At 35.6% G+C, this 19,593-nt stretch carries 20 protein-coding genes and 2 tRNA genes; 10 read left to right on the top strand and 12 right to left on the bottom strand.

Annotated elements, in window-relative coordinates:
* Position 1 precedes the first annotated feature (1 nt).
* A complete protein-coding gene (locus tag CSP5_RS05140) occupies positions 2-967 on the top strand; it encodes an NOG1 family protein (protein WP_148689801.1) in 966 nt (321 codons plus the stop codon).
* The gene (locus CSP5_RS05145) at positions 942-2,597 is read left to right on the top strand and encodes a glutamate--tRNA ligase (protein ID WP_077076308.1); all 1,656 of its coding nucleotides are present in this window, start codon (positions 942-944) and stop codon (positions 2,595-2,597) included. The genes CSP5_RS05140 and CSP5_RS05145 overlap by 26 nt, the downstream gene beginning before the upstream one ends.
* A 65-nt stretch (positions 2,598-2,662) precedes the next feature.
* On the opposite strand, the gene CSP5_RS05150 is transcribed toward CSP5_RS05145, so the two are convergent.
* Together CSP5_RS05150 and CSP5_RS05155 are read right to left on the bottom strand one after the other, a co-directional pair.
* On the bottom strand, positions 2,663-3,067 hold the full coding sequence (locus CSP5_RS05150) for a hypothetical protein (protein WP_077076309.1): 405 nt from the start codon (positions 3,065-3,067) through the stop codon (positions 2,663-2,665).
* A 129-nt stretch (positions 3,068-3,196) separates the two neighbouring features.
* On the bottom strand, positions 3,197-3,613 hold the full coding sequence (locus CSP5_RS05155) for a hypothetical protein (RefSeq protein WP_148689802.1): 417 nt from the start codon (positions 3,611-3,613) through the stop codon (positions 3,197-3,199).
* 128 nt (positions 3,614-3,741) lie between these two features.
* Between CSP5_RS05155 and CSP5_RS05160 the strand changes: the two genes are divergently transcribed.
* Positions 3,742-4,236, top strand: a complete 495-nt coding sequence (locus CSP5_RS05160) for a DUF2240 family protein (protein WP_021790016.1) — start codon at positions 3,742-3,744, stop codon at positions 4,234-4,236.
* Here CSP5_RS05160 and CSP5_RS05165 read toward each other — a convergent pair.
* From CSP5_RS05165 to CSP5_RS05175, 3 genes are all read right to left on the bottom strand, one after another.
* Positions 4,220-4,966, bottom strand: coding sequence for a hypothetical protein (locus tag CSP5_RS05165; protein ID WP_021790015.1), 747 nt, complete (start codon positions 4,964-4,966; stop codon positions 4,220-4,222). The two genes, CSP5_RS05160 and CSP5_RS05165, sit on opposite strands and share 17 nt — an antisense overlap.
* A gap of 1 nt (position 4,967) precedes the next feature.
* Positions 4,968-6,239, bottom strand: coding sequence for a hydroxymethylglutaryl-CoA reductase, degradative (locus CSP5_RS05170; protein WP_148689803.1), 1,272 nt, complete (start codon positions 6,237-6,239; stop codon positions 4,968-4,970).
* A 119-nt stretch (positions 6,240-6,358) separates the two neighbouring features.
* Positions 6,359-7,615, bottom strand: a complete 1,257-nt coding sequence (locus CSP5_RS05175; RefSeq protein ID WP_021790013.1) for an MFS transporter — start codon at positions 7,613-7,615, stop codon at positions 6,359-6,361.
* A 125-nt stretch (positions 7,616-7,740) separates the two neighbouring features.
* Between CSP5_RS05175 and CSP5_RS09755 the strand changes: the two genes are divergently transcribed.
* Both CSP5_RS09755 and CSP5_RS05180 read left to right on the top strand, forming a co-directional pair.
* On the top strand, positions 7,741-7,902 hold the full coding sequence (locus tag CSP5_RS09755) for a hypothetical protein (RefSeq protein ID WP_021790012.1): 162 nt from the start codon (positions 7,741-7,743) through the stop codon (positions 7,900-7,902).
* An 8-nt stretch (positions 7,903-7,910) separates the two neighbouring features.
* Positions 7,911-7,993, top strand: a tRNA-Ser gene (locus CSP5_RS05180).
* Positions 7,994-8,064: 71 nt separating this feature from the next.
* Here the strand turns inward: CSP5_RS05180 and CSP5_RS05185 are convergent.
* Positions 8,065-9,765 carry a long-chain-fatty-acid--CoA ligase gene (locus tag CSP5_RS05185; RefSeq protein ID WP_241869798.1) on the bottom strand — a complete coding sequence of 567 codons (1,701 nt, stop codon included), beginning with the start codon at positions 9,763-9,765 and terminating at the stop codon, positions 8,065-8,067.
* Positions 9,766-9,894: 129 nt separating this feature from the next.
* Here CSP5_RS05185 and CSP5_RS05190 point away from each other — a divergent pair, with 129 nt between their 5' ends.
* Positions 9,895-11,139 (top strand): MFS transporter, encoded by a 1,245-nt coding sequence (locus CSP5_RS05190; RefSeq protein ID WP_148689804.1) that lies wholly within the window; start codon positions 9,895-9,897, stop codon positions 11,137-11,139.
* Between the two features lie 351 nt (positions 11,140-11,490).
* Here the strand turns inward: CSP5_RS05190 and CSP5_RS05195 are convergent.
* Positions 11,491-11,564 (bottom strand) — tRNA-Thr (locus CSP5_RS05195).
* A 143-nt stretch (positions 11,565-11,707) separates the two neighbouring features.
* On the opposite strand from CSP5_RS05195, the gene CSP5_RS05200 reads away from it, so the two are divergent.
* Positions 11,708-12,694: a glycosyltransferase family 2 protein gene (locus tag CSP5_RS05200; protein WP_172399413.1), complete on the top strand. Its 987-nt coding sequence runs from the start codon at positions 11,708-11,710 to the stop codon at positions 12,692-12,694.
* Between the two features lie 42 nt (positions 12,695-12,736).
* Here CSP5_RS05200 and CSP5_RS05205 read toward each other — a convergent pair whose 3' ends face one another.
* The gene (locus CSP5_RS05205; RefSeq protein WP_148689806.1) at positions 12,737-13,696 is read right to left on the bottom strand and encodes an MBL fold metallo-hydrolase; all 960 of its coding nucleotides are present in this window, start codon (positions 13,694-13,696) and stop codon (positions 12,737-12,739) included.
* 155 nt (positions 13,697-13,851) lie between these two features.
* Between CSP5_RS05205 and CSP5_RS05210 the strand changes: the two genes are divergently transcribed.
* From CSP5_RS05210 to CSP5_RS05220, 3 genes are all read left to right on the top strand, one after another.
* Entirely contained in the window at positions 13,852-14,295 is a 444-nt protein-coding gene (locus tag CSP5_RS05210; RefSeq protein ID WP_148689807.1) for a hypothetical protein, read from the top strand.
* Between the two features lie 422 nt (positions 14,296-14,717).
* On the top strand, positions 14,718-15,137 hold the full coding sequence (locus tag CSP5_RS05215; RefSeq protein ID WP_077076314.1) for a ribbon-helix-helix domain-containing protein: 420 nt from the start codon (positions 14,718-14,720) through the stop codon (positions 15,135-15,137).
* 9 nt (positions 15,138-15,146) lie between these two features.
* Positions 15,147-15,854 (top strand): hypothetical protein, encoded by a 708-nt coding sequence (locus CSP5_RS05220; protein ID WP_148689808.1) that lies wholly within the window; start codon positions 15,147-15,149, stop codon positions 15,852-15,854.
* Positions 15,855-16,035: 181 nt separating this feature from the next.
* Here the strand turns inward: CSP5_RS05220 and pyrI are convergent, their stop codons facing one another.
* From pyrI to CSP5_RS05240, 4 genes are all read right to left on the bottom strand, one after another.
* Positions 16,036-16,512, bottom strand: a complete 477-nt coding sequence (gene pyrI / locus CSP5_RS05225; RefSeq protein WP_148689809.1) for an aspartate carbamoyltransferase regulatory subunit — start codon at positions 16,510-16,512, stop codon at positions 16,036-16,038.
* Entirely contained in the window at positions 16,505-17,434 is a 930-nt protein-coding gene (pyrB, locus tag CSP5_RS05230; protein ID WP_021790002.1) for an aspartate carbamoyltransferase, read from the bottom strand. The genes pyrI and pyrB overlap by 8 nt, the downstream gene beginning before the upstream one ends.
* 67 nt (positions 17,435-17,501) lie before the next feature.
* The gene (locus CSP5_RS05235; protein ID WP_148689810.1) at positions 17,502-18,254 is read right to left on the bottom strand and encodes a tRNA (adenine-N1)-methyltransferase; all 753 of its coding nucleotides are present in this window, start codon (positions 18,252-18,254) and stop codon (positions 17,502-17,504) included.
* Entirely contained in the window at positions 18,251-19,471 is a 1,221-nt protein-coding gene (locus tag CSP5_RS05240; protein WP_148689811.1) for a DUF4147 domain-containing protein, read from the bottom strand. Before CSP5_RS05240 ends, CSP5_RS05235 begins: the two co-directional genes overlap by 4 nt.
* Positions 19,472-19,593: the final 122 nt, after the last annotated feature.

Here is a 19,593-nt window from a genome sequence, read left to right on the forward strand (position 1 = left end):
AATGAGACCGATACCGACCATACTCAGGTCTGATGAGCTTATAGATAAGAGCCTGAAGAAAGCGTCAAAAATAGACGAGCCTTACGACAAGATATTTGAGAATAAGGTTAGAAAGGAAAATATAGACAGAATTGCAACTGCAGAGAGTGTTTCCGCAATATATCTAAAAAGGATAGTTAAGAAATTTCCAACTTCTGAAAAACTCCATCCGTTCTATGAAGATTTTCTTCAGTTAAAATTTGGAATTGATAATTATAAAAGATCACTGAACAATGTGCAGTGGGCTGGAGAAAAGATTGTTGAACTTGCGACAGATTCTATACATGATCTTAAGAGAGCAAGAACAGCACACGAAATGGTAAATGTAAGAAAGAAATTTTACGGTCGATTTTGCTCTGTTCTTGAGCACGTTGACAAGGACCTAAGATTACTTGGTGAATGCAGGGACTTTCTAAGGAAACTTCCGGAAATCGATCCAGAAAAACCGTCATTTGTCATAGCAGGAATGCCTAATGTTGGGAAAAGCTCACTGCTAAATTCACTTACTAATAATGATGTTCAAATTGCACCTTACCCATTCACGACACTTAACGTATTCATAGGTCACATGAATGCGGGACCAAGAAAGATCCAAATTGTGGACACACCCGGTTTACTTGATAGGCCGATGGATGAGAGAAATGAACTGGAAAGGAGATCTATTCTTAGCCTGAAAGATATACGGGGAGTTATTCTATTTCTTATTGACTATTCTGGATTTTCAGGATATACAGTGGAGCAGCAGGAGAAACTTTACAACGATATAAGGGCAAACTTCCCTAAAAAGATAGTAAGGGTACAGACAAAAATAGATATAAGTGAAAGAAAAGAAGAAATTGCTATATCGAACATCAACAAAACAGGGATAAAAGAATTAAAGGACTTTATTATTAAGGAGTCTGGTGAATTCACTGAATACGGATATTGAAAAGAATGTCCTTAAGAATGCCATCGAACACGATGGTAGGGCAGAACTAAAGAGCGTAGTTAATAAATTACTTGGTTCCTATCCAGAACTCCGATCCTCGATCAAGGATCTGATGGCAGATATCAATCTGAGTATTTCAAAGATAAATTCTATGAGCATCGAGGAACAGATTTCTCTTGCCAATGAGAAATATAGTGATATCCTTATAGTTGAAAAGAAGAATGAGGAACATCACCTACCAGATCTTAAAAATGTAAAGGGTAAAGTTGTGATGAGGATGGCACCATCCCCCTCTGGACCACTCCATATTGGTCACAGCAGGATGTTGATTTTAAATGATGAATATGTGAAAAGATACGGTGGAGAATTAATTCTCAGAATAGAAGATACAAATCCAAATAATATATATCCTCAGGCTTATGACATGATCCAGGAAGATACCAGATGGCTTGACGTAAACTTCACACAGTTTGTTATACAATCAGAGAGGATGGAACTTTATTATAAGAGGGCGAGAGAATTAATCCTGATGGGAAAGGCCTATATTTGTAAATGCAGAGTTGAAGATTTCAAAAGAGACCTTATGGAATCAAAAGCATGTCCCCATAGGAATCTTCCACCAGAGATGATGGTTGAACAATTTGACCAGATTATAACAGGACATGATAAGGACTTAAAGCCTGTTCTTGTTATAAAAACTGACTTAAACCATCCCAATCCTGCGGTTAGGGACTGGATTGCATTCAGGGTTATAGAAACCCCACATCCTCATACTGGTAAGAAATACAGATTCTATCCTCTGATGAATTTCAGCGTGGCTGTGGACGACCATGAACTGGAATTGACACATGTAATAAGAGGGATGGATCATCTAAACAATACGGAAAGACAAAAATATATTTTCAACTACTTTAAATGGGACATACCAGAATATTTTCACTACGGTCTCATCAATATACAGGACGCCATACTGAGTACTACATCAATGAGGAAGGGTATTGAAGCGGGCGAATACAGAGGATGGGATGATGTTAGGCTCGCAACTCTCCTGGCCCTAAGAAGAAGAGGGTACCAGAAAGAAACCTTTAGAAAATACTGGATAGATTCTGGCCTGAATGATGTAAACTCAGATTTCTCATGGGAAATATTCAACTCAATGAACAGGCAATTCATAGATCACTCTGCAAACCGTTATTTCTTTGTCTCTGATCCGGTGAAGGTAAAGATCAATGGTTCTCCTGAAACAGAATCAATGATACCTCTCTATCCTAAAGAATCTGAAAGGGGATTTAGGAAATACAGTCTTGATAAGGATCAGACCCTTTATCTGCAGAAATCTGACATTAACGATGCAAAGGAGAATGATACAGTTAGGCTAAAAGATCTGTATAATATAATCTATAAAGACGGAGCCTGGCATTATCTTGATTCTGAAAATAAGACCAGAAGAAAAATCATTCACTGGGTGAAGGACGATTCTCCGGAATTTGAAGTTTATAAACCAGATGGTACAACTGATAGAGGTTTCATAGAATCTGATGCAGTAAAAGCAAATGGGATAGTACAATTTGAGAGATATGCATTTGTGAACAAGACATCGGAAAGATATGCACTATATCTGCATAAGTGAAAATAAAAAAGCATTGAGTTTATTCAAAGCCAGTTTCCTTTCCAATTTTTATATAAATAGATGTTTTAACCTATATTTATTGAAATGTCTCCTTCCTTAACGTAATATGCTATTGCACCCAGTATTATGAATATAGGGCCAATATAGAATCCTGCATGAATTATTAGCAGAACTATTCCGAGAATTAGAAGAACTATACTGTTATGTTTTCTGTCACTGTTTCCTACCTTAAGTTTCTCACCGTAAGAGATAGAAATTGCAGACAAAATTATCTGTAACAGAAAAATTGCTACAATAAATCCAAAGGCATCCGGGAAAATAGAAAGATTTCCTGTAACTCTAACAATACCTCCATTAAGTGAGGCCGCACCGATTATGATTGCAACTATAAGTTCCAAGACACCTGCAATTATTCCTATTACTGCACCGATAAAAATTGCCAGACTCTTGAGATCATTAGTAATCTTCATTATTTATAATAACGTCTCATTATAAAATATTTTTCTACATACAAATTAAACATTGGTTTTACAAAAAATTTGTAGAGTTAATTTATAAACTTCTAATAGGTTTATTAAGTAATTGCTGGAGGACTGCCCTCAATCCCTGACGATTATATCCCCTTCCTTGGCAAAAAATGCAAAACCACCCAGTATAATTAATATAGAACCAATGTAATCCCCTGCTCCAAAGGAGAATAAAATTATACCAATTATGAGTATGGCCATTCCATTTCTTCCACTCAACTTAGCATTTTTAAATGAATTTTTCGCAAATTTAACTGCTATTATTACTAATATCACACTTAAGAGTAATAAAATCAACATAATCACAATGGTATGTTCTACTGACAATACAGCTTCCTCTGTCGGATTTATAAAAGGACCACCTGAAAAATAGTTTGTTATGTAATCATATTGAATAATATAGTTAATAAAACTTATAATTCCCCAGATAATGATAAATAGTGATCCTATCAACACTGAATAATATTTAGTGCTGTTTTCAATCTTCATATATTAAGAATGAACCTCAGTTAATAAATTTTGCTTTAAGTTCAATTTACTAAGTTTCTTTACATATAACTAAGTTCTGAAACTCATTATTAGAGTGTTTTAAATAAAATGTACGTATATGATTGACAATGGATAGGGAATTGGCAAGAAAGCTTATTTCAGTAGTTTCACAGGAAAAAAAGAATGCGAGATCTATTTCTGGCAAGGATATTGTTAATATTCTGGTTTACAAAAGGAAATTTTTAAAGGAAGAAAGTTCGGTAAGGTTTGAAGATGAATGTGTCAGGGAAGGACTACTTTCAAGAGAAGGAGATAGTTTTCTCATCAACTTCAATGCTCCTGCGGAACATGTTCCAATCGATCTGGTAATAGATGAGGAGGAACTTTTCCAGGAGCAAACCAGGGATGCTTCTTATCTAGACAGATTGCTCAATGCTGTAGTTGCCTCGGGTAAATTAACAAAAAAAGAAGCTCTGGAAAGGTCAAAGAAGCAGCTTGAAAACTTAAAATATGTTAACATGACAATAAGGCTTTGTTCACTTATGAACGATCTATATATTGATTATTCTGACATTAAAAAAGATATGGAAAGAGATATCTTTAACCTTATTTCTCTCCCTTAAATTTTTCAGCTAAATCTCTTGCCCTTCCGATGTCCTCGTTCTCCATTGCAAGATCTATCGACACATCGTATAGGTAGGAAATAACGTCCTTAAATTCCTCCTTATCTTTCTTTGTCTTGAATGAGTTCAGGGTTGCCTCGGCCTTATCTATATTCTCGGTTGATAACTTGTTTGCATCCTCCATTTTGTCCCTGTCTCTTAGTAGCTTTATGAGACTTACACAGGCTTCATAATATATCTCCCAGATTTTCTCCTTCTCTGATTCCTGCATGATTTCTTTATATATTTTCGTGGCCTCCTCTGTATTTTTTATGTCCTCAGCAAGAATGTCGGCAAGAGCATTCTTAAGTGACAGAGTAAGGCTTATGTCCTCAAGTTGATCAGCAACTTCCATTGCCTCTTTAAGTGTTTTTTCTGCATTTTCCAGGCTACCAGCCTCATCCTGCAAATATGCAAGATTCATCATTTCAAGAGCAAGAATCTCTGGTTGTTCCAGCTCTGCTCTGATCTTGAGTGACTCAATAAGATTGGAAATGGCATTCTCTGTTTTCACACCTTCTTTTCCATAATAAGCCTCTGAAATCTTGCTCAGAATATCTGCCTTAAATTCCTTCTGATCACCGGCCTTCTCAAGCATTCCTTTGAGGGCAGTTAAGGCATCTGCATATTTCTCCTTATTCATTAGCTTTTCAACTTGCTTCATACCAGAATCGTATTCACTTTTATCCATATTATTCACCTTTCATTAATTTATCAAGAATTACCCTTGCATTAGTCATATTAATCGAACCAGATTTAACCAGCATTTCGGCAACTTTCTCAATATTATCACCAGTGGCTCCTACTGCCATCGCTAAATTTTTGGAGTGGAGAGCCATATGACCTTTCTGTATTCCCTCATCACTTAAAGCCCTCATTGCGGCGAAATTTTGTGCGAGTCCTACACAGGCCAGCACTTCTTCGAGTTCTCTGGCGTCTTTAATATCCAGAATCTTTTGACAGATTTTTGCCTTTGGAATGCTAGCAGAGGTGCCTCCAACGGTGCCCACACTTACTGGTATCTCAATTGATCCTATTATATCTCCATTGTTATCCAGTTCATAATGCGTGAGAGAGCCGTATGAACCTTTTATTGCTGCATATGCATGCGCATTAGCCTCAGCTTGTCTCCAGTCGTTCATGATTGCAAGTAATACTGCATCGATTCCATTCATAATACCCTTGTTATGTGTAGCAGCTCTGAATATATCTTCCTCGGCTAGCCTTGCTGCGTGAATGAATCTCTCAACCACCTCAGGACCACCAATTGCATCTTTCCTGAATGTTGCATATGCTCTGACAATTCTTAGAGGTGAAAGATTGCTAAGGATCTTAAGTACAACAGTACCTCCTGTGATTGCTTCCAGAAAAGGCGATACTCTTTCTACCATACTGTTTATAATATTTGCACCCATTGCATCTCCCGTATCGATTTCAAGATGTATAATCAGAACATGCTCATCATATTTCACATTATGAAATGTGATCTCTCTGGCACCTTTTCCCAGTTTGCTTAATGTCCTGCTTGCCTCGTTGGCAATTCGCAATATGTTCTCTCTTTCCATGAGAATTTCCGTCTTGGCTTTTCCTATATCATCGAGATTGGTTAACTGTATCTGGCCATACATAATAGATGAGGATGCATAGGCCCTGAATCCTCCTGCCATTCTTGCAATCCTTGCACCGTTTGAACATGCTGCTATTACAGAAGGCTCTTCTATGGCCATTGGAATAAGATAATCCCTTCCATTAATACTAAAATTTGTTGCAATTCCCATGGGAATTTCCATATTAGAAATATAATTTTCAACCAGTTTTTCTCCGGTTTCCCGATTCAGAGAACCGTTGTTCTTCAAAATGGATATTTCCTCATCGTTAAGATGGCAGTAATCCCTTAAAGTCTCTATTCTTTCCTCTGTACTCTTCCTGTAAAACCCTTTCAATTCTGAATTTTTTACTGGCATAAAATGAAGACCTTTTCCAAAAATAGCTAAAACGTATTAAACGCTTTGGTTGGTTTTTCACTTTACACTTTACCTTATAGAAATATGAATTTTAACAATTTAATAAATGATTTAAAAAATTACTGTGTTATCTGGGATGGAAGTTTCTTAGCAAATGGCTTGATCATTATGTTTGTAATAATAGAAAGAACAAGGAATGAAAGCATTAAGATAAATGATAATTCCATTGAAATTTTTAGCGTCTCAAATAGAGTTGTGAATATTAATATTCCAAAGGCTCCTCCAACTGTATTCCCTATACCCCAAGCCCATGTGTTTGCCCTGGTTGATACTTCCTTCGGTATTTTTTGATTCAGGAAACCAAGAATTGATGGGAAACCGGTAAATGCTCCAAAGGCATAAATTGAAAAGAATATCAGAGATAGAACATAATTCTGTGAAAAATAAAGGAATGGAAGGAAAGCCAGCAATGATAGAACGCCTGCAAAGAGTAATGTGAAATCTCCCCCTTTTCTTCTAGTTAATTGTCCGAATATAGGTTGACCTACTATGGGTGTTACCAAAGCTACCGCAAGGAATAAAAATGACAAAAAGCTACTTTTAAAGATTCCATCAATGTATGTAAATGCATAAGTAGAGATTGCCAGCTGAAAGGCAGACCTGAGAAAGAGTGTGACTGTCAATATGGCAAGAAATCCTCTAACTCCCGGCAGTGATTTCATCCTAACAAGCTCTTTCCTCTCTATTACAGCTTCCATTCTCTTTTCGCGGTAAGTTTCTGATTTTCTTAAATTTCTTGACATTATGTAAATGACTATAGCAACTACGAAATAGTACAGAGAAAGATAGAACAATCCCCTAAAAGCTCCATAATCTACTATCATAATACCAACTATAATGAGGATTACAGCCCTTCCAATGCTACCAAATGAACCATTTATTCCAAGTAAGAATGATGAATCTCTTCCCTTAAGTGAATATCTTAATATATCAGCACCAAGTGGATGATAAAATGCCTGCCCCAGTCCGAGGATGAATGCACCCAATCCAACTACAAGATATTTGGTCAGTATTGCCATAGATGATGAAAAAAGGAACGGGATAGAAAATGTAACTAGCGATATGGCAAGTAAGAGTATTCCCAGTGACATGAGCTCCGGATCTCTATCACCTGAATCTGACCATCTACCAACTGGAATGCTAAGTATTCCCGAAACAAAAACATATATAGTTGCGAAATAACCCAGAATTGTTATATTCAAACCAAGGGATGGTTCTGAATAATACACTATTAAGGAAGAAAACAACAGGAATACTCCATCGTTTGATAGATGGGCAAGAGAAGTACTCGAAAGTGCTTTTAATTCAGTTTTCATGAGACATAGGTATTTCAAAACTGTATTTAGAGATATATATTTTGTAGGCAAAGGAACGCTTGTTACCTGTAGATCATTATTGAAGAGTTCCAAAGAATATTATAGGTAATCTAATTACAGGTTTAATGGCGGATAGATTGGCAGAAGTTGAAATATCCAAAGATGGTGACGTATATCAGGCTAGGATAACATTACCTTCCGGTGAAGTTGTCAACCTTGAGAATGAACAATTTGAGGATATTTTAGAGCAGATAGCAAACGATCTTGGAGAAAGATTCTCCAATTAATGAAAAATGCGAGGATGGCCCAGCGGTACGGCGGCAGCCTGCTAAGCTGTTTTTCCTATGGAAAGCGTGGGTTCGAATCCCACTCCTCGCGTCTAATGATAATTTTTTATTAGAAGTTAATCTACAATAACTGTACCTTTTACACGAAACTATAAATGATGGTTATGTCCTTCTTTCATTTCTCTCCACTAATTCTCTTCTCAGCACTTTTCCCACAAGACTTTTAGGAAGTGAGTCTACAAATTCAACGCGCTTTGGTATTTTGTAAATTGCCAGTTTCTCCGAGCAATATGAAATCACCTCTTTTTCAGTTAAATTCTGGTCTTTCTTGAGCACAATATAAGCTTTAACCGTTTCTCCACGATGCGGATCCTTTATTCCTATGACAGCAGCATCTTCAATTTTCCCATTCTTAAGTAATACTTCTTCGATCTCTCTAGGATATATATTATATCCACCAGCGATTATCATATCTTTCTTTCTGTCTATTATATGAATGTATCCCTCCTCATCTACAAACCCTATGTCACCAGTGTATAGCCATCCATCGCGAAGCACCTGATCAGTTTCTTCTTTCTTATTCAGATAACCAAGCATGACCTGCGGGCCCTTTACCGTTATTTCTCCAGATTCCCCCATATCTATAACTTTGGTTCCAGTTTCAATATCTACAATCCTGATTGATGTATTTGGGATCGGGAATCCAACTGTTCCTCTCTTTCTCTTTGAAGGATCTACAGGGGTTATAGTAACAACAGGTGAAGATTCAGATAAGCCATATCCTTCTATTATTATGATATTCGTAAGGGAAGTGAACTGACTTTCTAGTTCCTCTGGCATAGGAGCTGCACCTGAAAAAAGCAATGAAGTGTTTGACAGGGCCTTTTTATCTCCCTTAAGGTTTTTCATTATGGAATGATACATTGTTGGAATTCCAGGGAATGTAATATTTTTTCCTTTTTTCATAGTACTGATTATAAGTTTTGTATTTCTTGGGTCCGGTATAATTGTTATGGGCATTCCGTTAAAAATTGGGAAAAGCATAGCTGTCATCATACCATAGACATGAAAAAATGGGATAGCAGCAAGGACCTCTGCATTTTTTTTATAGTTTTCAGGAACCCATTCATTGATCTGATATACATTGGAGATTAAATTCTGATGTGTTAAGATTGCACCCTTTGGCGTCCCTGTTGTTCCACCTGTATACTGTATTATGGCTGGTGTTGTTGAAGGTTCTATCTTTGCTTCTCCATTTTCTATTTTTCCCTTTTTATAGAATTTATATAGAATTATATCCTTGTTTAGCTGAATTTTTACCTTGCCTTTTTTAAACACTCTCCCTAAATTGTATAAACCCCTTATTGCACCTGGAAGGTAATCCTGAATTTTACAGAAAATTATCTTGTTTAGATATTTCTTATAAAGTGTTGCAATCCTTTCGTAAAAATCATCAAGGGTAATTATGACATCTGAACCAGAATCAGATAGTTCATTACTGATTTCAAAGCTTGTATAGAGTGGGTTTATTTGGACTACTACTGCTCCTATCTTGCAAATAGCAAAGAACATAATCACATATGCAGGAGAATTTGGCAACATTATGCCCACTCTATCACTGGGTTTTATTCCATTTGCCTTCAAAAATTCTGCTGCATCATCAACCATATCTTTCAGTTCTGAGAACGTGTACTGTTTTCCAATAAACTTTAGTGATATCTTATTCGGATTCCTTAATACAACATCCTGCAAGACTGAATAGAGGGTTCTTTCGGGGATGCTCAATTCGCGTCTTGTCCCTCCTGGATAATTCTTTTTCCATAATTCTTCCATATGCTGCAATATTGATGTCTCGTCTTCCATTTCATTTACACTATACTCATGTATAATTTTAACTCTTATGTTAGTTTATATTGATTTTATTATATTAAGACTTATAAAACTGATATAATAGGTACTGAACTTAAATATCAAGAAATAGTATATTTAAAAATGAAAGAAGATTCTGTTGGTACGGATGATCAGAGATCGCTATATAGGTGGATAATGGCAGGCATTGCAGGACTTCTTATGACTACGAGTTTTATCTCACTGACTGCATTCGGCATCATGTCTACAAAAATGGCATCCACTTTTGGGATTAGTTCCGGTACACTATCTATATACGGTGTTGATGCATTTTCTGTTGGCTTATTTGTAGCATTTTTTCTGGGTCATGGTGGTATATTCGATACAAAATTGAAAACTGGTGTTCTTGTTGCACAGATTTTTCTCATAGTGCCTCAGTTTCTTATTCCCGTCTTTCCCAATCCATATGTGCTCATAGCACTCCGTTTCTTTCAGGGTTTAATGATAATGATGCTTGCACTGTTTTCAATTCAGCTCGCTGGATGGTTTCCAGCAGGGGAGAGAGCTAGGTCTCTTGCTTTTACATTAGGTGCCATAAGCCTTGGTAGTGCTGCTGGTGGAATTCTCTCTGGTGCACTTATTGCACTTTCATGGCAAGAAACGTACTACATTACAGGTATAGTGATGGTTGCAGGTGCACTGATCTACTTCATTTTTGCAAGAGATTCTGAGTCTCAGAGAGATGCCATAATTCAGGCAAAGGGTGAACATCATCAAAGCGCATGGAAAAACCCCATGGTAATCTTGATGGGATTGATCCAGTTCCCGCTTACGTGGGTCTTGTTTAGCGTTGGTGGATATTTATCTTCATATTCTTATCACCTTGGCTATTCAAGTTCACAAACCAGCAACCTTATAATTGCCTGGGGTTTATCTGGATTTGTAGCCGCATTTATCGGAGCGATTCTAGGAGATTATCTCGCAAAAGGAAAGAAAACCAACAGAGGTATCCTGAATTCAAGACTTTTAATAATGACGTCTGCTGATATTCTTATGGCCATTGGGATTCTTCTCATGATAGTCATAGGAAGTTTCTCCTATTATGATCTTCTATTTGCCGCTGTGGTTAATGGATTCCTGATGATGTTTCCACCAAATTACTGGGCTCTACCTGGAAATGTATTTCCTTTGGCTATAATGAGTGCAGGGGCTTTTGGAATGGGGCTTATATCTAATTCAGCGGATGCAATAGGACCGTTTGTAACTTCATCACTCATAAGCGATTTAGGGTGGGATGGTGTGTTTTTAATTATGCTAGTCCTTTCATTAATAGGAATATTGCTTAACGTTTATCTATCCAGATCGAAATTACCTCTTCCACAGGATTAAAATTATATAATATATTTCCATTTATATGTTCCAAAAACCAAAATATTTTTCTACAAATAATGAAATTGAATTTTAGCTCTCTTTATGGTTCTAAGCTATGGTTATATCCTGTGTATTATATTTAGATTAGCTTTATTGAATAGATATTTAATCCAAAATTATAAATTCTGAAAAGACTTGTATTATTTATGGCAGTACCAAGAATAAAAAAGGGAAAATTGTCAAAAGAAAGAGAAAGAAATGATGATGGAACTTGGAGAAAGAAGAGAAAAAAGTGAAAATGCCTAATTTGGAATTTTCACAGTTTTAAATTAATAATGGATTTGCATATACGTTTTATAAAATCTTCAAAGCCGCCGACGGGATTCGATCCCGCGACCTCGTGCTTACCAAGCACGCGCTCTACCAGGCTGAGCTACGACGGCAGTAACCACCTGAATTCATAATCCTTAATAAATCTTGCAAAAAATTCTGAATAGTTCCTTATTTCCCTTAGGACTGCATACTTCTGTTGATTTAAAAGGTGCTTCTGCTATAATTTTAATAAATAGTAAGTGATTTTACCTTGTTGGAAGAGAAATTACCTATTATTTCTGTAATTATAACACTGTATAACAGAACACAATTTGTTCGTGAAGCAATCGAATCTGTTATCAAACAAACACTAAATAAAGATCTCTATGAGATTATATTAGTGTCTAATATACCTTTAGATACAAGTGCGTATGGAGAAAACCTGAAGTTCTCACTAATTCCTGATGAACAAATAGGGAAAAAATATTTGAGAGGACTCGAACTTTCAAAGGGAAAAATAATAACATTCCTTGATGATGACGACCTATTTTATGAAACAAGACTGGAGAAAATTGTGAATTTCTATAAGAAAAATAGTGGCACAATATATTATCATAATTCCTTTTCATTTATCAGTGCTGATGGGAAGGATGTGAAGACGACATTTAAGAAACATTCCCAAAAATTTTCACAAGGAAATAGACCCATGGTTATTAGAAATGATGGAAAACTTAAAAAACTTGTAAAAGCTAAAAAAATTTCGGCTGATTTCAATATGAGTTCCATAGCAGTTTCTAGAGAACTTATAATTCAGAATTCCAATTTGCTTTTCTCAAGTAACAAAACGCCTGATATATACCTGTTTCTTGAGGCTATACATCAGAGGGCCACAATATACCTGGATCCTGAAAAATTAACCAAATACAGGTTGAGAACAGAAACTCAGCCTAAATTATTTACTGAAACTATAAAACCCGGACATGTTCAACTTGATGTCAGGGATGAAATTGTCTCGATTGCCTCAAAAAGTGGTGATAAATTATTTTTGAAATATTCATATTTTGAACGTTATGATTACCTTGCATTTTCTGAATTAAAGAAGTTTAAAAACAGTAGGAACAGAAATAGGAAAAAGGTAATCGATAACATGAAAAAACTCCCTTTAACAAAAGTTTATTTGATACCTTATTTTTTTAAATACATATTTTTCTACATAATTTTATTTATTTATCCTGAGTGGGTAAAGCACATAAATATTTGACAATAGATTATCTCTGGTTAACTTCAGTCATAAGTGAGTTTATCAAATACTGCTTGATCCGTAATAATAAATTCCTCCAATCTCTTTTTTGTCTAATGTCCCTGTACTTTCCATATGTCTTAAATGCGATATGGCTTCACCAATTGCAAAGTTGGATTCCATCATATTCATGGATTCCATGGTTCTCCCCTTACTCCAGCGCATTTTGTGTGCTGTTTCATAGGCTGTCAACCACTTATCCCTAACGAGTTCCATGATTTCATTCATCCTATCACCATGATGTTTTATCAACTGATCTATCCTTTCATTTTGGTTTCCAAAAGGCTTTCCATGACCCGGGAATGTAGCCTTTACCTTAATGTTTTTAGTCTTGATGAGGCTGGAAAGGTATTCTCCAAGCATATCTTCCTCTTCGTCGTAATAGCTGATGTTGGGTGTAATTCGTTCTAAAATATGATCACCAGACATTAGAGCGGTACTATCATTTACAAAGTAGCAAGTAGATCCTGGTGAATGACCTGGAACATGCAATGTTCTAATTCCATTTGGTAAATTTTTAATTGCTTCGAGAGGCTCCAGTTTAAGGTCCAAATAATTTTTCAACTCCCTGAACACAGGATGACTCTCGGTAAGATTTTCTAAGAATTTATCTGGTACGCCATTCCTTCGTAGGTAATCGATCTGCCATGATATGAAACCTTTAGCTGAGGATTGAATTGCCTCAATTCGTCTCAAATCTTCCTTTCCTATGTACCCGTTCAGACTGTAATTATTATGTAATTTATTAACTCCCCCTACATGATCTATATGCAGGTGAGTGAGGAGTACCATGTTTATACTTTCTATGTCAACCCTCTTACTTTCCAGAAATGTATCTATTTGATCATCCATTCCTGTGTCGATTAGAATTTTATTTTTACCATCATCAAGAATGTAAATGGAAGCAGTTCTTAAAGCCCTTATGGCAATGGGAATTTCAAATGTGCTGATTTCGAATGTCATGAACTGGTATTACGATAAATCTTAAGTTACTTACTAGTTGCTATTTTGTTAAAATATCAAACAGAAATGTGATTATTAAACATTAGAATTTGAATTCCTTAATGCTGACTTTGAGGGTTGGGATAAATTATAATTTATAATTGGAATACTGGATTATGAAGAGTTTGGTTCCACTTGCTGTTTTTAAGGCAGGGACAAATGTAATTCCATATATATCTGCAATCTTCCTTGTAATAGCAGTCATTTTGCCAATCTACTTTTACCCTGGTTATTTTTTGGCAAGTGTCGTAAACTACGCTCCTTTTCTGGTACTATCCATCTTTATAATTGGATACAATATTGTACAGTACAGGAAAAGGGCTGACATAGAAATATTTGAAGATAAGATAATCATAGTTACCACAAACAAGAGATTTAATGTCTACTACAGTGACATACAAGATATTACCAGAGATATGAATGATGGCAAAAAACTGTTCATAATTCAAACCAAGTCTGGTCGTAAAATAGCGCTATATGACAGAAAATTAATAACATTCAAAACTACATTAATTGACTTTATTAAGAGCAGGACATCGTCAGGACAGGGTCAAAAATAAAGACCTACCTCTAAACTCTGGCATATGGTGATCTATTTTTTGATATGCGTGAAAAGTTCTTCTAATTTGGCATCTATATGGACATAATGAAGTTTAAATCATTTAAGAGTTGACATAACTATGATTTATTATATGGTTAGACTTACCAGCCCTTGCTTATTATTGATTAATTCCATGACTATATTGATTTTAATATGTTTGTATATTTATATTATAAAAATTGCCATACAGACGTACTTATTTAAAAATTGTAAATTATTATTAGAAATGTAATGTATGTTTGTTAAATCCTCTTAATTATTGGTTTTTAATTAAAAAATAGAATTATTTACTGTAACAATTTAGACTATTTTTGTATATACTTGTGTACAGTCATTTACATAAAATTTATATACCTCCAAGTATATCTATTAGAGATAATAATGAATCCTGAATCAAAAGACATTAAGATTACACTAAGGATTTCAGAAGAAGATCTTGACTTGATAGATAGTTTTCTTGAGGAAAACATGTCTTTTGGAAGTCGATCAGAGTTTCTTAGAAACTGCGCCCTAGATTTTATACAATCTAAGAAAAATTTCAAAGGAATGGATCTGGGAAACGGTATATCCCTTTCTAAGAAACAGGAAGAATACATTGAACGAATGATAAGAATGGGTTACTATCCATCAAAGGAAGATGCAATTAAGTCGATTCTGGAATATGTTTTTGATTCTGGCTTTATAAAAAAGATTTTTGAGGAAAAAATAGAGAAGTATCAGGAAATAGAAAAATCAATGAAATCTAACGAAAGGGTAAGTTTGGTAGACAGGGATGAAGAAAAAAAATATGGGAGGTATTAGGTGATTTAAATGGAGGAAGTAAATAAATTGAACCTGGAGAATGAAAAGCTTGACTCGGTGGAATTGCAGACCTACATGCAACAAACTATTGTGCTGATAGGTGACAGAATGAGTGATGTGTATAATGGCCTCATCAAAGCAAATGAAGGAAAGAAGAATGCAATTATCTATATCACACAGGAAAAGGAAAGAAAATTGAGTTCCTCAGGAAAACTGAAATACGAGGATTTTAATGATGAATATGATAGTTCCTTTGTAAAGATGACAGATAAAGACGGAAATATAATGGACGAAGAGGACGGTGCCAGCAGGATATCTTACCCTGACATTGTACAGGTAAAATTCAGAAATCTATCTTCGGATCGTGAGCTGAGGCACGCTGCTGAAATTGTATCGGGACTTGTGGATAACAGCTGGGTAACAATAGTTGCAAGTGATCTGTCTGAAGGCTTCGCTAGAAATATACATTCATCCTTGGTCTACAGAAGAAAGAAGTTCAATAATTCTGTCGCATCCTTCGTTTTTACAAGAGCAAGCAATCCCACTGATGAATTCAATCTTAAGATAATCAGAGAAAGTATAAAAAAGAACACTAATAAGTATAAAGAAATAGGCGAAGAGAAAAAAATAAGACACAATATCTTCTCAAAGAAAGGAGAAGAACAGGAAATACAGAAGATGATAGCTGAAATCTCAAGTCTGCAGAAGAATTTTTAAAAATTTAATTCTACCGATTACCTTAGAATTAAAAATCTACGCTTTCCTTCTTTTAAGATTTCAAGAGACTTCCACAAATTATTTTAGTTAGTGGTTCACTGAGCATTATATAAAAATAATCACTAACCGAATTTTTAGGCTGTTTATAGGGGATTTATTTCAAAAAAAGTGGTGTAAAAGATTATTTCATCAGGGATTCTCTTACTTCCTTGATGTCCATGGTTCTTTCACAGTAGTGACACCTGAATTTTTCACTGTTTTTTTCTATTTCTACCTTAAAGCTTGATTCAACTGGTTCTTTAGAATTTGTTACACAGTTCTGGTTGCTGCATTTTATAATGCTCCTGACTTCGCGTGGTATCCTCACGCTAAATTTTTCCTTTATCTCGAATTTTTCGATTACATTTATTGTTGCGTTGGGGGAAACGATGCTTATTAGGTCAAGCTCTTTCTTTGCAAGCTTACGGTTTTCAACCTTAACTATATCCTTTGTTCCATCCTTCTTGCTTGGAACATTCATAAGGACACTTACTGTAAGTTTATCACGGCCATTAATCTTTAAAACTGATAAAACTTCAAGTGCTGCTCCTGGATTGATATGATCAATAACTATACCATCAGAAATCTTGTTTATCTTCAATACCTTTTCTTCACTCATATTCTCCACCTCTCAGAATTATATCAATCAATGCCATCCTTACAAAAACACCATTTGCAGCTTCTATAAAGTAATAGGCCCTCTTATTGCTGTCTATTCTCGGATCAATTTCGTCCACCCTCGGAAGTGGATGCATAATTATGGAACTTTCCTTCATTCTTTCAACCAGATCCTGATTAAAAGAGTATGAACCAATTACTTTCTGGTAGTCATTAAGATCAACAAATCTCTCCTTCTGAATTCTTGTTACATAAAAAACATCCGTTGTTCCGAGCACATTTTCCAAACTGGAATCGGGTCTAATCTTCGCCTTAGATTTAATAGAACTCAAAAAATGTTCAGGCATCCTTAATATTTCTGGCGAAACAAGGTTGATTGTATTATTAAACCTGCTCAAAGCCTTTATTAATGAATGAACAGTTCTCCCATATTTTAGATCCCCAATCATCGAAATTTCAAGATCTTCTATTCGTCCATATTTTTCCCAAATTGTAAACAGATCAAGAAGAGTCTGTGTGGGATGCTGTCCTGACCCATCTCCTCCATTCAACACAGGTACTGTAGAAAATTCTGAAGCCAGTCTTGCAGCACCCTCCATTGGATGCCTCATAACAACTATATCTGAATATGAAGAAGCCATTCTTATGGTATCGGCTATGGTTTCCCCCTTTGCTGCTGAACTGCTTTTTGCCTCGGAAACACTTATTACGGAGCCACCGAGTCTATTCATTGCACTTTCAAAGGATAATCTTGTCCTTGTACTTGGTTCAAAGAAAAATGTAGCCATAATTTTTCCTTTCATTAGATCCAGTATTTTACCCTCCTTAACAGCTCTCTTGAAAATAGACGCACGTTTAAAAATTTCATAAAAATCTTCGGTTTCTACGTCGTCTATACTGACAATACTTTTACTCTTTAACATTAAAAATAGACATGGATAATTGTTATTTAGATTTACCTTACAATAGATCCGGACTAGACCCCGCAGATCAAATTTTCAGGACAGATCCACTGGATTTCATGTAAGTTGATATGAAACCTGTGTGAATAATTCCTGTAGATTTAGGACGGGTTGCTCCTGTTTTCACCTGAATGTCCCTTCCTTCTATTTCAACTGTTTCCAGATGTAGAAATCCATTTTTTTCATATTCCTCTCTTGCTTTTTCTACCTGATTAAATGTTGGTAGGTAGGTGATTATCCTTTTTCCTGACAGGATCCATTTTCTCTGCTCAGATACATTCTTCCAGGGTTCGGGCAGATCTAGAAAAATGGCATCTACTTTCCTCCCTTCATACTTATAGTCCTCAAATTCACCTATATCTATTCTTATATCCATTCCTGTGAAGTTCTTCACGTTCCTCTTAGTAAATAATGCCGAATTTTCATTATGATCAATTCCAAGGTACCCTTCAGAATTCTTGATTATTTTCAGAATGTATGTCGTTAGTGCTCCTGAACCTGTTCCACTTTCTATCACCGTTGATCCAAATTCTATTCCAGATGCCATCACCATATAAGATGAATCCCTCCCATTGATAATCTGTGCTCCCCTCTCACCTATATTTGGAAAAAATTGTGGAGTATATGACATAATTACATAATTTATACCGTCAAACAGAACACTGTCCCCGGGACTCAAAACCGCTGCGGGATTAACTTCAATTCTCTTCTTACCGTTTATAATGATGTTTTTCTCATCGTCATACAGCATTGTTCCATTATCAGAGTGAAGAAGCATCATTGTAACTTACCACCATAATATCCAATGACAACATCTGATACATTATTTCCTGAGGGGCCTGTGTTTATATCTCTCTTAAGCTTGATTGCAAGATTTCCAGTGTCACTGTTCTGAATATATCTTTCAATCTCGTCATTGTCAATTCTTTCTTTCAGAGTACTATCAACCAGGAACCCGGCGAGGCCACTGTTTCCATCCTGACCATCTGTAGCAAATGAAACAAAAGAAAATTCCTCTGATTTTTCAGTCTTTTTGAGTATTAAGGATGATAAGTAACAATTTCTACCTCCCTTTCCATCTCCAGTCACCCTGGATGTTGTCTCTCCATATGCTGAAAAGACGAATGGCTTTCCAGTCTTTTTATATTGATTTCTCAGGAGGTCCAGTAATCTATCTGAGCAGATGTTAACATCTCCATCAAGTATATTCCCAAGGAAGATTTTTTCATAGGGCAGTTCGATACTATTGAGCATATCTCCTGCATATTTCTTACCGGCCAGAATTATATCTGATTCTATCCTGCATTCTCTGTATGTAATATTATGTTTCTCTATTCCGAGCTTTGCCATGAGTTCTTTATCCGGGTCAAACCTCTTTCCTGGATAAAATGGGTTAGAACCAATGACTGAAATGTCATCACCAGGAACGTCTGATATGGCAAGAATAAGGACTTCACCATAATTACTGTGATTCAACATTTTTCCGCACTTGACATCTGAAAGTATGCATCGGATTGAATTTATCTGTTCTATGGGATAACCTCCTGTAACAAGTATATGCATGATTTCCATGTAACGATCGATTGAAACCCATGGAACAACTTTCTCGAATAGTGATGATGACCCTCCTGAAAGAAGGAAAATTAGTTTCTCCGAATTATCTTTCCCGATTAAATTAAATATTGCCTCTGAAGAATTAAATGTGTCATTCTCTGGAAAAGGATGATTTCCCTTAAACACCATGAATCCGTCAACATTTTCTGGACTTGGCGTCAGGCATATGCTTAGATTAGAATTTTTTATTACTGATCTGTCCAGTCCTTTTACCATTGGAATGGATGCCTTACCAACAGAAAATATACTGTAACTGCTATGTGATATAAATGTCCTGATTCGTTCACTCTGATTCTTCATTATGATTTCCGGAGATTCTATTTTCATTACCCTCAAGACAACATCTCTTATTTTTTCATTGATCTCCTTCATGTTTCCTGACATGTTTAAGGTATCAGCTTAAGGTCAATAAACTTAATTTTTCATAAAAAATTAGAAAAAACATTTTAATACTATTATCATTTAGATGTCATGAGGTGAAGCCGTGTTATTCAACTATAGACCTA

This window comes from Cuniculiplasma divulgatum, from assembly GCF_900083515.1.
In the GTDB taxonomy this organism is placed as follows: Archaea; Thermoplasmatota; Thermoplasmata; order Thermoplasmatales; family Thermoplasmataceae; genus Cuniculiplasma; species Cuniculiplasma divulgatum.

Excerpts from the sequence above, each read along its gene's own strand:
- CSP5_RS05140 (WP_148689801.1), top strand. The coding sequence starts at position 2 with ATGAGACCGATACCGACCATACTCAGGTCTGATGAGCTTATAGATAAG.
- CSP5_RS05150 (WP_077076309.1), bottom strand. The coding sequence starts at position 3,067 with ATGAAGATTACTAATGATCTCAAGAGTCTGGCAATTTTTATCGGTGCA.
- CSP5_RS05155 (WP_148689802.1), bottom strand. The coding sequence starts at position 3,613 with ATGAAGATTGAAAACAGCACTAAATATTATTCAGTGTTGATAGGATCA.
- CSP5_RS05160 (WP_021790016.1), top strand. The coding sequence starts at position 3,742 with ATGGATAGGGAATTGGCAAGAAAGCTTATTTCAGTAGTTTCACAGGAA.
- CSP5_RS05165 (WP_021790015.1), bottom strand. The coding sequence starts at position 4,966 with ATGGATAAAAGTGAATACGATTCTGGTATGAAGCAAGTTGAAAAGCTA.
- CSP5_RS05170 (WP_148689803.1), bottom strand. The coding sequence starts at position 6,239 with ATGCCAGTAAAAAATTCAGAATTGAAAGGGTTTTACAGGAAGAGTACA.
- CSP5_RS05175 (WP_021790013.1), bottom strand. The coding sequence starts at position 7,615 with ATGAAAACTGAATTAAAAGCACTTTCGAGTACTTCTCTTGCCCATCTA.
- CSP5_RS09755 (WP_021790012.1), top strand. The coding sequence starts at position 7,741 with ATGGCGGATAGATTGGCAGAAGTTGAAATATCCAAAGATGGTGACGTA.
- CSP5_RS05185 (WP_241869798.1), bottom strand. The coding sequence starts at position 9,765 with ATGGAAGACGAGACATCAATATTGCAGCATATGGAAGAATTATGGAAA.
- CSP5_RS05190 (WP_148689804.1), top strand. The coding sequence starts at position 9,895 with ATGAAAGAAGATTCTGTTGGTACGGATGATCAGAGATCGCTATATAGG.
- CSP5_RS05205 (WP_148689806.1), bottom strand. The coding sequence starts at position 13,696 with ATGACATTCGAAATCAGCACATTTGAAATTCCCATTGCCATAAGGGCT.
- CSP5_RS05210 (WP_148689807.1), top strand. The coding sequence starts at position 13,852 with ATGAAGAGTTTGGTTCCACTTGCTGTTTTTAAGGCAGGGACAAATGTA.
- CSP5_RS05215 (WP_077076314.1), top strand. The coding sequence starts at position 14,718 with ATGAATCCTGAATCAAAAGACATTAAGATTACACTAAGGATTTCAGAA.
- CSP5_RS05220 (WP_148689808.1), top strand. The coding sequence starts at position 15,147 with ATGGAGGAAGTAAATAAATTGAACCTGGAGAATGAAAAGCTTGACTCG.
- pyrI (WP_148689809.1), bottom strand. The coding sequence starts at position 16,512 with ATGAGTGAAGAAAAGGTATTGAAGATAAACAAGATTTCTGATGGTATA.
- pyrB (WP_021790002.1), bottom strand. The coding sequence starts at position 17,434 with ATGTTAAAGAGTAAAAGTATTGTCAGTATAGACGACGTAGAAACCGAA.
- CSP5_RS05235 (WP_148689810.1), bottom strand. The coding sequence starts at position 18,254 with ATGATGCTTCTTCACTCTGATAATGGAACAATGCTGTATGACGATGAG.
- CSP5_RS05240 (WP_148689811.1), bottom strand. The coding sequence starts at position 19,471 with ATGTCAGGAAACATGAAGGAGATCAATGAAAAAATAAGAGATGTTGTC.